Source organism: Micromonospora sp. NPDC049359 (assembly GCF_044466585.1).
Classification (GTDB): domain Bacteria; phylum Actinomycetota; class Actinomycetes; order Mycobacteriales; family Micromonosporaceae; genus Micromonospora.
Genome location: NZ_JBITMW010000008.1, coordinates 324,710 through 337,940, shown reverse-complemented (window position 1 = coordinate 337,940; position 13,231 = coordinate 324,710). Strand labels below are relative to the sequence as shown.

Sequence of the window (13,231 nt, the reverse complement as noted above, 5' to 3'; positions counted from 1 at the left end):
CGTGATTCAGCAGGAGTCGCGACTGCGCGTCGCCGACAACACGGGTGCTCGGGAGATCCTGTGCATCCGGGTTCTCGGTGGCTCCGGTCGGCGCTACGCGAGCATCGGCGACGTCATCGTGGCCACGGTCAAGGACGCGATCCCGGGTGCCGGTGTGAAGAAGGGCGACGTCGTCAAGGCGGTCGTCGTTCGCACGGCCAAGGAGAAGCGGCGGCCGGACGGCTCGTACATCCGCTTCGACGAGAACGCCGCCGTCATCATCAAGGACGGTGGGGACCCGCGTGGAACCCGTATCTTCGGCCCGGTGGGCCGGGAGCTGCGGGACAAGCGGTTCATGAAGATTATTTCCCTCGCGCCGGAGGTGTTGTGACCGTGAAGGTCAAGAAGGGCGACACGGTCGTCGTCATCGCCGGCAAGGACAAGGGCGCCAAGGGCAAGGTCATCGCGGCCTACCCGCGGCAGGACAAGGTCCTGGTCGAGGGCGTGAACCGGGTCAAGAAGCACACCCGCATCAGCACCACCCAGCGTGGCGCCAAGACCGGCGGCATCGTCACCCAGGAGGCCCCGATCCACGTCTCGAACGTGCAGGTCCTGGACTCCGACGGCAAGCCGACCCGCGTCGGTTACCGGATCGACGACAACGGCCAGAAGGTCCGCATCGCGCGTAGCACCGGTAAGGACCTGTGATGACCACGGCTACCGAAAAGACCATGCCGCGCCTCAAGGAGCGGTACCGCAACGAGATCGTGGCCCAGCTGCGTGAGCAGAACAGCTACGGCAACCCCATGCAGGTGCCGCGGCTGGTCAAGATCGTCGTCAACATGGGTGTCGGCGAGGCCGCTCGCGACGCCAAGCTGATCGACGGCGCGGTCCGCGACCTCGCCACGATCACCGGCCAGAAGCCGCAGGTGCGGCGGGCGACCAAGTCCATCGCGCAGTTCAAGCTCCGCGAGGGCATGCCGATCGGCGCGAAGGTGACCCTCCGCGGCGACCGCATGTGGGAGTTCCTGGACCGGCTGCTCTCCATCGCGCTGCCGCGTATCCGCGACTTCCGCGGTCTGGACGGGCGCAAGCTGGACGGGCACGGCAACTACACGTTCGGTCTGACCGAGCAGTCGGTGTTCCACGAGATCGACCAGGACCGGATCGATCGCCAGCGGGGCATGGACATCACGGTGGTCACCACCGCCACGACCGACGACGAGGGCCGGGCGCTGCTCAAGCTCCTGGGCTTCCCGTTCAAGGAGAACTGAGATGGCCAAGAAGGCGCTGATCCTCAAGGCGGCCGCGAAGCCGAAGTTCTCGGTTCGCGCGTACACCCGCTGCCAGCGGTGCGGGCGTCCGAAGGCGGTCTACCGCAAGTTCGGGCTCTGCCGGGTCTGCATCCGGGAGATGGCCCACCGCGGTGAACTGCCGGGTGTGTCCAAGGCTTCCTGGTAAGGGCGACCGCGTCCCGGCTCCGGCCGGGAACTCCTGCACCGATTAGGTATTGCTCTTCGCCGTAGGCCCGGGGCTGGTGCCCCGGGAACCCCGGCGAGAAAGGCTGACGAAATCCATGACGATGACCGACCCGATCGCAGACATGCTCACGCGTCTGCGTAACGCCAACCAGGCGTACCACGATCAGGTGAAGATGCCCTACTCCAAGATCAAGGCGAACATCGCCGAGGTCCTGAAGGCCGAGGGTTACATCGCCACCTGGTCGGTCGAGGAGCCCGAGGAGGGCGCCGTCGGCAAGCGACTGGTCGTCGAGCTGAAGTACGGCCAGAACCGCGAGCGGAGCCTGGCCGGCATCAAGCGCGTGTCCAAGCCCGGTCTCCGGGTGTACGCCAAGTCGGACGGGCTCCCGCGGGTGCTCGGTGGGCTGGGCGTGGCGATCATTTCGACGTCCCAGGGACTGCTGACCGACCGGCAGGCCCGCAAGCGGAGTGTTGGCGGGGAAGTCCTCGCCTTCGTCTGGTAACGGGAGACTGGTAGAAATGTCGCGAATTGGACGTAAGTCGATCCCGGTGCCATCCGGCGTCGACATCACGATCGACGGGCAGACCGTCAAGGTCAAGGGCCCGAAGGGCGAGCTCCAGCACACCATCGCGGAGCCGATCACGATCGAGCGCGCGGAGGACGGGCAGCTGAACGTCAGCCGCCCGAACGACGAGCGCAAGGCCAAGGAACTGCACGGCCTGAGCCGTACCCTGGTCGCCAACATGATCGTCGGCGTGACCGAGGGTTACCGTAAGAGCCTGGAGATCGCGGGCACCGGTTACCGGGTCACCGCCAAGGGTTCGGACCTCGAGTTCGCGCTCGGGTTCTCGCACCCGGTGGTCGTCCCCGCCCCGGCGGGCATCACCTTCACGGTGGAGCGGCCGACCCTGTTCCACGTGGCCGGCATCGACAAGCAGCAGGTCGGTGAGGTCGCCGCCAACATCCGGAAGATCCGTCCGCCGGAGCCCTACAAGGGCAAGGGCGTGAAGTACCAGGGCGAGGTCATCCGCCGCAAGGCTGGAAAGGCAGGTAAGAAGTGAGCGCCACGCTGCTCAAGCGCCGCCGCGGCGTCGCCGCCAAGCGCGCCGTTGGGCGTGCGCGTCGGCACTTCCGCGTCCGCAAGAACGTCACCGGTACGGCCGAGCGTCCGCGCCTGGTCGTCACCCGTTCGCTGCGGCACATGGTCGCCCAGATCGTCGACGACACCAAGGGCCACACCCTGGCGTCGGCGTCGACCCTGGACGCCTCGCTGCGCGGTACGGAGGGCGACAAGAGCGCCCTCGCCGGCAAGGTGGGCGCCCTGCTCGCCGAGCGGGCCAAGGCCGCTGGCGTCTCCAAGGTCGTCTTCGACCGCGGTGGCAACCGGTACGCGGGCCGAGTCGCCGCGCTTGCCGACGCCGCCCGCGAAGCCGGGCTCGAGTTCTAACAACCCCGTCACGAGAGATAAGGAAGGCTGCTGATGCCAGGTCAACAGCGCCGTGGCGGCGGGTCCGGTGGCAACGAGGGTGGTCGCCGCGACAACCGCCGTGAGGGCGGCCGCGGAAACGCGCCCGTCGAGAAGACCCCGCACCTTGAGCGGGTCGTCGCGATCAACCGCGTCGCCAAGGTCGTGAAGGGTGGTCGTCGCTTCAGCTTCACCGCCCTGGTGATCGTGGGCGACGGCGACGGCACGGTCGGCGTGGGCTACGGAAAGGCCAAGGAGGTGCCCGCGGCCATCGCCAAGGGTGTCGAGGAGGCCAAGAAGCACTTCTTCAAGGTGCCGCGGATCGGTCAGTCGATCCCGCACCCGGTGACGGGTGAGGACGCGGCCGGTGTGGTGCTGCTCAAGCCGGCCTCGGCCGGTACGGGTGTCATCGCCGGTGGTCCGGTGCGTGCCGTGCTGGAGTGCGCCGGTATCCACGACGTGCTCTCCAAGAGCCTCGGTTCGTCGAACCCGATCAACATCGTGCACGCCACCGTGGCGGCCCTGAAGGGGCTCGAGTCCCCCGAGCAGGTCGCAGCGCGTCGTGGTCTGCCGGTGGAGGACGTCGCGCCGGCCGCCATGCTGGCGTCGCGGGCGGGGGTGGCGCGCTGATGGCACGCCTGAAGGTCACCCAGCTCCGGTCCGGTATCGGGACCAAGCAGAACCAGCGTGACTCGCTGCGTTCGCTCGGTCTCAAGCGGATCAACGACGTGGTGGTCAAGGAGGACCGGCCCGAGATTCGCGGCATGATCTTCACGGTCAACCACCTCGTGAAGGTCGAGGAGGTCGAGTAATGACGATCAAGGTGCACCACCTGCGCCCGGCGCCCGGTTCCAAGACCGCGAAGACCCGTGTGGGTCGCGGTGAGGGTTCCAAGGGCAAGACCGCCGGTCGCGGTACCAAGGGCTCCAAGGCCCGCAAGAACATCTCGGCGGCGTTCGAGGGTGGGCAGATGCCCATCCACATGCGCCTGCCGAAGATGAAGGGCTTCAAGAACAGGTTCAAGGTGGTCTTCCAGGTGGTCAACCTGGACCGGCTCGCCGAGCTGTTCCCGAACGGCGGCCAGGTCGGCCCGATCGAGCTGGTCGAGGCCGGCGCGGTCCGCAAGGGCCAGCCGGTCAAGGTCCTCGGCACCGGGGATCTCGGCGGGGTGGCGCTCCAGGTGTCGGCGCACGCGTTCAGCGCGTCGGCCAAGGAGAAGATCGCCGCCGCCGGTGGCTCTGCCACCGAGCTGTAAGGCGTACGACCTCGGCGCCCGTCCAGTTGCGAGCAACTGGCGGGCGCCTAGGTCTGCCTGGGGCCTGAGCGCCCGGTAATATCGGAATCGGTTTATGTAGCCGGGCACACCTGCCCGGAGTGGGACAGGGCTGTTAGAGTCCCATCCCAGCCATGGATTCCGGGCACTCGCCCGGGATTCACCCCGACCCGCCAGGGATCACCGGCGGCCCGCCTCGCGCAGGAGGAAGAAGTTGCTGTCCGCCTTTCTCAGTGCGTTCCGTACGCCTGACCTGCGCAAGAAGCTGCTGTTCACAGTAGGCATCATCGCGGTCTACCGGCTGGGTGCCACGCTGCCCAGCCCCGGCGTCTCGTACGGCAACGTGCAGAAGTGCCTCGACTCCATCTCGGGCGACACGACGGGCCCGCTGAATCTGCTCAACCTATTCTCCGGCGGAGCGCTGCTCCAGCTCTCGGTCTTCGCGCTGGGCATCATGCCCTACATCACGGCGTCGATCATCCTGCAGCTGCTGACCGTCGTGATCCCGCGCCTTGAGCAGCTCCGCAAGGAGGGCCAGGCCGGCCAGGCGAAGATCACGCAGTACACCCGCTACCTGACCCTGGGTCTGGGTGTCCTGCAGGCGTCGGCGTTCGTGGCCCTGGCCCGCTCCGGGCAGCTGTTCCAGAACCGCTGCGACCAGTTCCCGATCATCCCCGAGGGCACCGGCATCCCGGACTGGCTGACGCTGTCCATCCTGGTGATCACGATGACCGCCGGCACCGGCATGGTCATGTGGCTCGGCGAGCTGATCACGGACCGCGGCGTCGGCAACGGCATGTCCGTCCTGATCTTCACCTCGATCGCGGCCCGCCTGCCCAGCGAGGGCTGGCAGATCAAGACCAGCAAGGGCTGGGACATGTTCGCCCTGGTCATCGCGCTGGTCCTGGTGGTCATCACGGCGGTCACCTTCATCGAGCAGGCGCAGCGCCGGATTCCGGTGCAGTACGCCAAGCGGATGATCGGCCGGCGCATGTACGGCGGCACCTCGACCTACATCCCGCTCAAGGTCAACCAGGCGGGCGTCATCCCGGTCATCTTCGGGTCGTCGCTGCTCTACCTGCCGCAGCTGGCTCTCCAGTTCTTCGACCAGAACGACCCGGGCAAGGTCCAGGCCTGGATCCAGAACAACCTGGTCGCCCCGGACAGCCCGATCTACATCACGGTCTACTTCCTGTTGATCATCTTCTTCACGTACTTCTACGTGTCGATCACGTTCAACCCGACCGAGGTCGCGGACAACATGAAGAAGTACGGCGGTTTCGTGCCGGGCATCCGTCCGGGCAAGCCGACCGCCGACTACCTGGACTTCATCCTCAGCCGGATCACCCTGCCGGGCGCGCTCTACCTGGGCGTCATCTCGATCCTGCCGAACTTCTTCTTCATCTGGCTGGACAACCAGCAGTACCAGAACTTCCCGTTCGGTGGCACCGCTGTGCTCATCATGGTCGGCGTCGGTCTGGAGACCGTGAAGCAGATCGAGAGCCAACTCATGCAGCGGAACTACGAAGGGTTCCTGCGGTAGATGAGACTCGTTCTGGTTGGCCCGCCGGGCGCGGGCAAAGGCACGCAGGCCGAGTTCATCGCCGCGCACCTCTCGGTGCCCAAGATCTCGACCGGGGACATCTTCCGGTCGAATGTCACCCAGGGCACGCCACTGGGCGTCGAGGCGAAGCGCTACATGGACGCGGGCGAGCTGGTTCCGGACGAGGTCACCATCAACATGGTCCGGGATCGGCTCGCCGAGCCCGACGCCAGCGAGGGCTTTCTCCTCGACGGCTTCCCGCGGACCACTCCGCAGGCAGCCGCTCTGGACAAGCTCCTCGCCGACCTGGGCACCGCTCTGGACCTGGTCCTGGAGCTGGTGGTCGACGACGACGAGGTGATCCGGCGGCTCTCCGGCCGGCGTACCTGCCGCGGCTGCGGCAAGATCTGGCACGTCGAGTTCGACGCCACCACCCGTCCGGGCATCTGTGACCGGTGCGGCGCCGAGCTGTTCCAGCGCGACGACGACAAGCCGGAGACCATCGCCACCCGCCTGCGGGAGTACAGCGAGAAGACCGCCCCCCTGGTCGACTACTACGGCGCCCAGGGCAAGCTCGTCGGGATCGACGCCACCGGCCCGGTGGAGGACGTCACGACCCGGGCCATCGACGCCCTGCGGTCGTACGGCGGCTGAGGCCCGGCCGCACCGCGGCGGATAGAGTGCGAACAGCGGGGTACGCGAGACGTGCCCCGCTGTTTCGGCAACGAAAGGTAACCGCTCCATGCGTCGTCCCCAGCTGGACATCCAGCTGAAGACCCCTGACCAGATCGAGAAGATGCGCGCGGCCGGGCTCGTGGTCGCCGAGGCGCTCCGCCGGATGCGCGAGGCTGTTGCGCCCGGTGTGAGCACCGCCGATCTGGACGCCATCGCCGAGTCGACGATCCGCGAGGCGGGCGCCGTCCCGTCGTTCAAGGGGTACCACGGCTTCCCGGCGTCGATCTGCTCCTCGGTGAACGAGCAGATCGTGCACGCCATCCCATCGCCGAACCAGGTGCTCGCCGAGGGCGATCTGATCTCGATCGACTGCGGTGCCGTGTTGAACGGGTGGCACGGCGACTCGGCGATCACCGTCGGGGTCGGCGAGGTCGATCCGGCGCTGTTGAAGATGGCTGAGGTGGCCGAGGACGCCATGTGGGCCGGTATCGCCGCCGCGGCCCGTGGTGCGGCCAGCGGCAAGGGCCGGCTCACCGACATCTCGCACGCCGTGGAGACCGCGGTCCGCAAGGGCGGCCGGTACGGCATCGTCGACGGTTACGGCGGGCACGGCATCGGCACCGAGATGCACCAGGATCCGCACGTGCTCAACCACGGCCGGCCGGGCAAGGGGCCGCGTCTGGTCCCGGGCATGGCCCTGGCGATCGAGCCGATGATCACCATGGCCTCGCCCCGTACGGTCGAACTGGCCGACGGCTGGACGGTGGTCACCCGGGACGGGTCGATCGCGGCGCACGTCGAGCACTCGATGGCGCTCCTGTCCGACGGCGTCTGGGTGCTCACCGCCTTCGACGGGGGCCGGGCCCGACTCGGCGACCTCGTGACGGCCCGCCAGCCCGCCGCCTCCACCACCTCCTGACGGCCCGCCGCCTCCACCACCCCCTGACGGCCCGCCGCCTCCACCACCCCCTGACGGTCCCGACCGGGCGGGCCAGTCGGTTGATCGACTCGGGTTCCGGAAGGTCGCCCTGTCCCACCGCCATGGAAACCCCGATTGCCCTGATGTCGGGTCGATCGAGGGCTGGGCAACCGGGCGGGACGGATTGGCGGGGCGGTGGCATGCTTGCCGGCATGGACGGGCGCGACGGGATGCGAGCGGCGGACGCGGACCGGGAAGCGGTGGCCGAACGGTTGCGGGCCGCCCTCAACGAGGGTCGGTTGGACCTGCACGAGTACGACGAGCGGTTGCAGCGGGCCTACGCTGCGCGGACGTACGCGGAACTGGATCCGCTGCTGTCGGACCTGCCGCCGATGTCGCCTGCGGCGCAGCCGGCCCCGCAGTCGCCTGGCCCGGTGGCCCAGCCGTCCAGCGGCCGACTCGCCTCGTTCGCGATCGGCGACACCAATCGTTGGCTGGGCGAGGTGTGGTTCCCGTACCTGAAGGTGCTCGCCATCGTGGTGACCATCTGGGGCGTGACCTCGCTGCTGAGTCAGGACCTGCTCTACTTCTGGCCGGTCTGGGTGGCCGGGCCGTGGGGTGTGGTGCTGGTGCTTCGGACGGTGGGTGGGCTGGCCGCGGGGGAGCCCCGGCGGCAGGCGATCGAGCGGGAGCGTCGTCGCCAGCGCAAGCGCGCCAAGCGAGAGCACAGACGCCAACTCCGCTCCACCGAACCAGACAAAACCCCACCCCCCACCTGACTCACAAACCCCACCCAGATCCCCGTCGATCATGAAGTTGTTGCCCTCGGGGCCCGGCGTGTCGTGGCGATAATTTCATGATCAACCAGAGGCTGCGGGTCGGGGTGGGTGGGTGGTTTGGCGGTGGGCGGCAGGCGGGCGTACACTTTCTGATCGGCGCACAGCGTCCACTCCGGCATGCCCACCCTGCGCTTCGGTGGGTCCCGGAGCCGCGGCTGGCGCGGTCTTCTGATTCTGGTCAGATTTCCGTGTAAGACGTTGTGGGTCGCCCGGAGCAATCGACGTCAGGACAGCGGAGGACATGCCGAAAAAAGACGGAGCCATTGAGATCGAGGGTCGGGTCATCGAGCCCCTGCCGAACGCCATGTTCCGCGTGGAGCTCGCGAACGGCCACAAGGTGTTGGCTCACATCAGCGGCAAGATGCGGCAGCACTACATCCGCATCCTGCCGGAGGACCGGGTCGTCGTCGAACTCTCGCCGTACGACCTGACCCGCGGGCGCATCGTCTACCGCTACAAGTAGTCCTGACGGCGGCCGGGAAGTCCCGTGTCCGTCTTCGACGTCCGGTCTCGCGCATGGCGCGTTGCCGGGCCAGATGGGAAGTAAGGCAACCGTGAAGGTCAAGCCGAGCGTCAAGAGGATCTGCAACAAGTGCCGGGTTATCCGCCGGCACGGCCGGGTCATGGTCATCTGCACCGACCCGCGCCACAAGCAGCGCCAGGGCTGACTCAGCCCGTCCGGCCGAACACGGCCGGGTGGTGTTGGTCCGGGCAGTTCCTCAGCGACACACACATCACACATGCTCGTCCCAGCCGCGAGCGGTACGCGAGGCGTACTCCTTTCGTGGCTGACCCCCGGTCGGAGGCCGGGGCCCGCTTGGGCAGCGACCGATCCCGGTCGCCGGCGCTGATGGCGTCGGAAAGACGGGACGGCCGGTAGCGGGGTGGGACGGGTCCACACCTCCGCCACACATCACGAGGAGTACGCCCGCACATGGCACGTCTAGTCGGCGTGGATCTCCCCCGCGAGAAGCGGATGGAGATCGCGCTCACCTACATCTTCGGGGTCGGTCGAACCCGCGCCCTGGAGACGCTCGCCGCTACCGGCATCTCGCCGGACAAGCGCGCTCGGGACCTCACGGACGAGGAGCTCGTGCAGCTCCGCGACCACATCGAGGGCAACTACAAGGTTGAAGGCGACCTGCGCCGCGAGGTCGCCGCTGACATCCGCCGCAAGGTTGAGATCGGCTGCTACGCCGGCATCCGGCACCGCCGGGGCCTGCCCGTGCGTGGCCAGCGGACCAAGACCAACGCGCGGACCCGCAAGGGCCCGAAGCGGACCGTCGCCGGCAAGAAGAAGCCCGGCAAGAAGTAATAGGAGCGCACAGACTTATGCCACCGAAGGCTCGTGCCGGAGCCGCTGTCAAGAAGGTCCGGCGCAAGGAACGCAAGAACGTCGCCCACGGGCAGGCGCACATCAAGAGCACTTTCAACAACACCATCGTGTCCATCACGGACCCGACCGGTGCGGTCATCTCCTGGGCCTCCGCGGGCCAGGTTGGCTTCAAGGGCTCCCGCAAGTCGACTCCGTTCGCCGCGCAGCTGGCCGCCGAGGCCGCCGCGCGTCGCGCCATGGAGCACGGCATGCGCAAGGTCGACGTGTTCGTCAAGGGCCCCGGCTCCGGCCGGGAGACCGCTATCCGTTCGCTGCAGGCCGTCGGGCTGGAGGTCGGCCAGATCGCCGACGTCACCCCGCAGCCGCACAACGGGTGCCGTCCGCCTAAGCGTCGTCGGGTCTGAGAGGTAGAGAGAGATGGCTCGTTACACCGGTGCTGACTGCCGCCGTTGCCGGCGGGAGAAGATGAAGCTGTTCCTCAAGGGCAGCAAGTGCGATGGTCCGAAGTGCCCGTTCGAGTCCCGGCCGTTCCCGCCCGGGCAGCACGGCCGCGGCCGCACCAAGGAGACGGAGTACCTGCTCCAGCTCCGCGAGAAGCAGAAGGCCCGCCGCGTCTACGGCGTGCTGGAGAAGCAGTTCCGTGGCTACTACGAGGAAGCCGTCGGCAAGCAGGCCAAGACCGGTGAGGTCCTCCTGCAGATCCTCGAGTCGCGGCTGGACAACGTCGTTTACCGGGCCGGCTACGCCCACTCGCGGGACATGGCCCGCCAGCTGGTCAAGCACGGTCACTTCACGGTGAACGGCAAGAAGGTCGACATCCCGTCGTACCGCGTCAAGGAGCACGACATCATCGAGGTTCGGGGCAAGAGCAAGGAGCTCACCCCGTTCGTGGTGGCGCAGGCTCAGGCCGGTTCGAAGACGGTTCCGGCGTGGCTTGAGGCCATTCCGAGCCAGATGAAGGTGCTCGTGCACTCCCTCCCGGCCCGGCAGGTCATCGACACGCAGGTCCAGGAGCAGCTGATCGTCGAGCTCTACTCCAAGTAGTCGGGCTCGTTGCGGTGGCCTGCCCTTCGGGGCGGGCCACCGGAACAGTTTGTGTCGTGGGCGTCAAATAGCGGGCGTCCCGGAAGAGAAGAGACAAGATGCTCATCAGTCAGCGACCCTCCCTCTCCGAGGAGTCGATCAACGAGACCCGGTCGCGGTTCGCCATCGAGCCGCTCGAGCCGGGCTTCGGCTACACCCTGGGCAACTCGCTGCGGCGTACGCTGCTGTCGTCGATCCCGGGTGCGGCGGTCACCTCGATCAAGATCGACGGCGTGCTGCACGAGTTCACCACGATCCCCGGTGTCAAGGAGGACGTGGTCGAGCTCGTCATGAACATCAAGGAGCTGTGCGTCAGCTCCGAGCACGACGAGCCGGTCAGCATGTACCTGCGTAAGCAGGGCCCCGGCGACGTGACGGCGGGCGACATCCAGCCCCCGGCCGGCGTCTCGGTGCACAACCCGGACCTCAAGCTCGCGACCCTGAACGGCAAGGGCCGGCTCGACATGGAGCTGACCGTCGAGCGGGGCCGGGGCTACGTGACGGCCGCTCAGAACAAGCAGTCCGGCGCCGAGATCGGCCGGATCCCGGTCGACTCGATCTACTCGCCGGTGCTGAAGGTGACCTACCGCGTCGAGGCGACCCGCGTCGAGCAGCGCACCGACTTCGACCGGCTCATCATCGACGTCGAGACCAAGCCGTCGATGGGCCCGCGTACCGCGCTGGCCTCCGCCGGTTCGACGCTGGTGGAGCTGTTCGGTCTGGCTCGTGAGCTGGACGAGACGGCTGAGGGCATCGACATCGGGCCGTCCCCGCAGGACGCCCAGCTGGCGGCGGACCTCGCTCTGCCGATCGAGGAGCTGGACCTGACCGTCCGCTCCTACAACTGCCTCAAGCGCGAGGGCATCAACTCCGTTGGTGAGCTCATCGGGCGTACCGAGGCCGACCTCCTCGACATCCGCAACTTCGGTCAGAAGTCGATCGACGAGGTCAAGATGAAGCTCGCCGGGATGGGTCTCGGGCTGAAGGACTCGGCTCCGAACTTCGACCCGGCGCACGTCGTGGACACCTTCGGCGAGGCCGACTACGACACCGACGACTACCGCGAGACCGAGCAGCTCTAGTCCGCGCTGCCGCCACAACTGAGGAGCACCAAAAATGCCCACGCCCACCAAGGGCCCCCGCCTCGGCGGCAGCCCCTCGCACGAGCGGCTGATGCTCGCCAACCTGGCGACCGCGCTGTTCCAGCACGGCAAGATCCAGACCACCGAGACGAAGGCCCGGCGGCTCCGTCCGCTGGCCGAGCAGCTCATCACCAAGGCCAAGCGCGGTGACCTCGCCTCGCGGCGTCGGGTGCTGGGTGTCGTCAAGGACAAGGACGTCGTCTACGCCCTGTTCGACCAGATCGCGCCCCGGTACTCCAACCGCCCCGGCGGTTACACCCGGATCGTGAAGACCGGTCCGCGCAAGGGTGACAACGCGCCGATGGCGATCATCGAGCTGGTGGAGGAGCTTCAGGTCGCCGAGCCGAAGGCGAACAAGAAGACCGCCGCCCGCAAGGCCGCGCAGCAGGACAAGGTCGAGGCGCTCGCCCCGGCCGAGGACGCTCCGAAGTCGGCCGACGCCGACCAGGACTCCGAGGCGCCGGTGTCGGCCTCCGGCGACACCGCCGAGGCGCGCGAGGACAGCGACCTCGCCACCGAGGAGAACAAGGCCTGACCTCGGGCATCAGTGCGGGCCCGGCACCCCTTTCGGGGTGTCGGGCCCGACCCGTAACAGGAGGTACGAGGTGGACGAGCGTATCCGGCTGCGGCTGGACGTCTCGTACGACGGCGCGGACTTCTCCGGGTGGGCGCCCCAGCCGACGCGGCGGACCGTCGCCGGGGTGCTCGTCGAGACCCTGGACCTGGTCCTGGGCGCGGGTACGGCGACTGGTCTGACCGTCGCGGGCCGGACCGACGCGGGGGTGCACGCCCGCGGGCAGGTCTGTCACCTGGACCTACCCGTCGAGGTGTGGCGGGAGCACGAGGGGCGGCTGCTGCGCCGGCTGGCCCGGCTGCTCCCCACCGACGTGCGGGTACGGGCGATGACCGAGGTGCCCACCGACTTCGACGCCCGCTTCTCGGCCACCTACCGGCGCTACGAGTACCGGGTGACCGACGCCCCGTACGGCGCGGAGCCGCTCCGTCGGCACGAGGTGTTGGCCTGGCCGCGGGCGCTGGACCTGGCGGCCCTGAACGCCGCGGCCGAGGGCCTGGTGGGGGAGCACGACTTCGCCGCGTACTGCCGACGCAAGGAGAACGCGACGACGCTGCGCGAGGTGACCCGGTTGGACTGGCGGCGGGACCCGGACGGCATCCTGGTCGCCACCGTACAGGCGGACGCGTTCTGTCAGGCGATGGTGCGCAGCCTCGTGGGGGCGATGCTCGCGGCCGGCGACGGCCGCCGGCCGGTGCGGTGGCCGGGCAGCCTGCTGACCCGGCAGGAGCGGTCCAGCGAGGTGACGGTGGCGCCGGCGCACGGGTTGACCCTGGTCGCGGTCGGCTACCCGGACGATCCGGCGGACTACGCGCGCCGTGCCGACCTGACGCGCCGGCTGCGCGTGCCGGTCGAGGGCTGACGGGCGAACCCGGTACGGACGACGACGGGTGTGCCACCTCGGCGGCACACCCTTCGGAC

Annotated in this window: 22 protein-coding genes; all 22 read left to right on the top strand. The window is 68.3% G+C overall.

The annotated features are described in order from the left end of the window. Nucleotide 1 precedes the first annotated feature (1 nt). Nucleotides 2–370, top strand: coding sequence for a 50S ribosomal protein L14 (rplN, locus tag ACIBTX_RS20585; protein WP_007073026.1), 369 nt, complete (start codon nt 2–4; stop codon nt 368–370). After that, complete coding sequence (gene rplX, locus ACIBTX_RS20580) at nt 367–687, top strand: 50S ribosomal protein L24 (RefSeq protein WP_007465276.1); 321 nt, start codon at nt 367–369, stop codon at nt 685–687. Before rplN ends, rplX begins: the two co-directional genes overlap by 4 nt. Then, complete coding sequence (rplE, locus tag ACIBTX_RS20575) at nt 687–1,253, top strand: 50S ribosomal protein L5 (protein WP_355050758.1); 567 nt, start codon at nt 687–689, stop codon at nt 1,251–1,253. Before rplX ends, rplE begins: the two co-directional genes overlap by 1 nt. A 1-nt stretch (nt 1,254) precedes the next feature. Continuing rightward, nucleotides 1,255–1,440 carry a type Z 30S ribosomal protein S14 gene (locus ACIBTX_RS20570; protein WP_007073023.1) on the top strand — a complete coding sequence of 62 codons (186 nt, stop codon included), beginning with the start codon at nt 1,255–1,257 and terminating at the stop codon, nt 1,438–1,440. A gap of 115 nt (nt 1,441–1,555) precedes the next feature. After that, entirely contained in the window at nt 1,556–1,963 is a 408-nt protein-coding gene (gene rpsH / locus ACIBTX_RS20565) for a 30S ribosomal protein S8 (RefSeq protein WP_007465270.1), read from the top strand. A 16-nt stretch (nt 1,964–1,979) separates the two neighbouring features. Further along, nucleotides 1,980–2,522 (top strand): 50S ribosomal protein L6, encoded by a 543-nt coding sequence (gene rplF, locus ACIBTX_RS20560; protein WP_355050757.1) that lies wholly within the window; start codon nt 1,980–1,982, stop codon nt 2,520–2,522. After that, complete coding sequence (gene rplR / locus ACIBTX_RS20555) at nt 2,519–2,908, top strand: 50S ribosomal protein L18 (RefSeq protein ID WP_357126510.1); 390 nt, start codon at nt 2,519–2,521, stop codon at nt 2,906–2,908. The genes rplF and rplR overlap by 4 nt, the downstream gene beginning before the upstream one ends. A 33-nt stretch (nt 2,909–2,941) precedes the next feature. Beyond that, nucleotides 2,942–3,556 (top strand): 30S ribosomal protein S5, encoded by a 615-nt coding sequence (gene rpsE, locus ACIBTX_RS20550; RefSeq protein WP_007465263.1) that lies wholly within the window; start codon nt 2,942–2,944, stop codon nt 3,554–3,556. Next, nucleotides 3,556–3,738 carry a 50S ribosomal protein L30 gene (gene rpmD, locus ACIBTX_RS20545; RefSeq protein ID WP_030329904.1) on the top strand — a complete coding sequence of 61 codons (183 nt, stop codon included), beginning with the start codon at nt 3,556–3,558 and terminating at the stop codon, nt 3,736–3,738. The genes rpsE and rpmD overlap by 1 nt, the downstream gene beginning before the upstream one ends. Then, nucleotides 3,738–4,181: a 50S ribosomal protein L15 gene (rplO, locus tag ACIBTX_RS20540; protein ID WP_357126507.1), complete on the top strand. Its 444-nt coding sequence runs from the start codon at nt 3,738–3,740 to the stop codon at nt 4,179–4,181. The genes rpmD and rplO overlap by 1 nt, the downstream gene beginning before the upstream one ends. 232 nt (nt 4,182–4,413) lie before the next feature. Further along, nucleotides 4,414–5,742: a preprotein translocase subunit SecY gene (secY, locus tag ACIBTX_RS20535; RefSeq protein ID WP_355050755.1), complete on the top strand. Its 1,329-nt coding sequence runs from the start codon at nt 4,414–4,416 to the stop codon at nt 5,740–5,742. Beyond that, nucleotides 5,743–6,396: an adenylate kinase gene (locus ACIBTX_RS20530; protein WP_088950228.1), complete on the top strand. Its 654-nt coding sequence runs from the start codon at nt 5,743–5,745 to the stop codon at nt 6,394–6,396. It abuts the gene before it with no gap. Nucleotides 6,397–6,484: 88 nt separating this feature from the next. Beyond that, the gene (gene map, locus ACIBTX_RS20525; protein WP_396832843.1) at nt 6,485–7,336 is read left to right on the top strand and encodes a type I methionyl aminopeptidase; all 852 of its coding nucleotides are present in this window, start codon (nt 6,485–6,487) and stop codon (nt 7,334–7,336) included. Nucleotides 7,337–7,548: 212 nt separating this feature from the next. Beyond that, on the top strand, nt 7,549–8,115 hold the full coding sequence (locus tag ACIBTX_RS20520; protein ID WP_396832842.1) for a DUF1707 domain-containing protein: 567 nt from the start codon (nt 7,549–7,551) through the stop codon (nt 8,113–8,115). A gap of 301 nt (nt 8,116–8,416) precedes the next feature. Continuing rightward, a complete protein-coding gene (gene infA / locus ACIBTX_RS20515; protein ID WP_007073013.1) occupies nt 8,417–8,638 on the top strand; it encodes a translation initiation factor IF-1 in 222 nt (73 codons plus the stop codon). A 91-nt stretch (nt 8,639–8,729) separates the two neighbouring features. Next, nucleotides 8,730–8,843: a 50S ribosomal protein L36 gene (rpmJ, locus tag ACIBTX_RS20510; RefSeq protein WP_012184307.1), complete on the top strand. Its 114-nt coding sequence runs from the start codon at nt 8,730–8,732 to the stop codon at nt 8,841–8,843. Nucleotides 8,844–9,109: 266 nt separating this feature from the next. Then, on the top strand, nt 9,110–9,490 hold the full coding sequence (rpsM, locus tag ACIBTX_RS20505) for a 30S ribosomal protein S13 (RefSeq protein ID WP_007465236.1): 381 nt from the start codon (nt 9,110–9,112) through the stop codon (nt 9,488–9,490). A 17-nt stretch (nt 9,491–9,507) separates the two neighbouring features. Beyond that, nucleotides 9,508–9,915 carry a 30S ribosomal protein S11 gene (rpsK, locus tag ACIBTX_RS20500; protein WP_030329919.1) on the top strand — a complete coding sequence of 136 codons (408 nt, stop codon included), beginning with the start codon at nt 9,508–9,510 and terminating at the stop codon, nt 9,913–9,915. A gap of 13 nt (nt 9,916–9,928) precedes the next feature. After that, complete coding sequence (gene rpsD / locus ACIBTX_RS20495; RefSeq protein WP_007465229.1) at nt 9,929–10,555, top strand: 30S ribosomal protein S4; 627 nt, start codon at nt 9,929–9,931, stop codon at nt 10,553–10,555. A gap of 98 nt (nt 10,556–10,653) precedes the next feature. Next, a complete protein-coding gene (locus ACIBTX_RS20490; protein ID WP_007465227.1) occupies nt 10,654–11,676 on the top strand; it encodes a DNA-directed RNA polymerase subunit alpha in 1,023 nt (340 codons plus the stop codon). A gap of 34 nt (nt 11,677–11,710) precedes the next feature. Further along, complete coding sequence (gene rplQ, locus ACIBTX_RS20485; RefSeq protein WP_357126496.1) at nt 11,711–12,271, top strand: 50S ribosomal protein L17; 561 nt, start codon at nt 11,711–11,713, stop codon at nt 12,269–12,271. 70 nt (nt 12,272–12,341) lie between these two features. Next, the gene (gene truA / locus ACIBTX_RS20480; protein ID WP_357126493.1) at nt 12,342–13,172 is read left to right on the top strand and encodes a tRNA pseudouridine(38-40) synthase TruA; all 831 of its coding nucleotides are present in this window, start codon (nt 12,342–12,344) and stop codon (nt 13,170–13,172) included. The last annotated feature ends 59 nt before the right edge of the window (nt 13,173–13,231 follow it).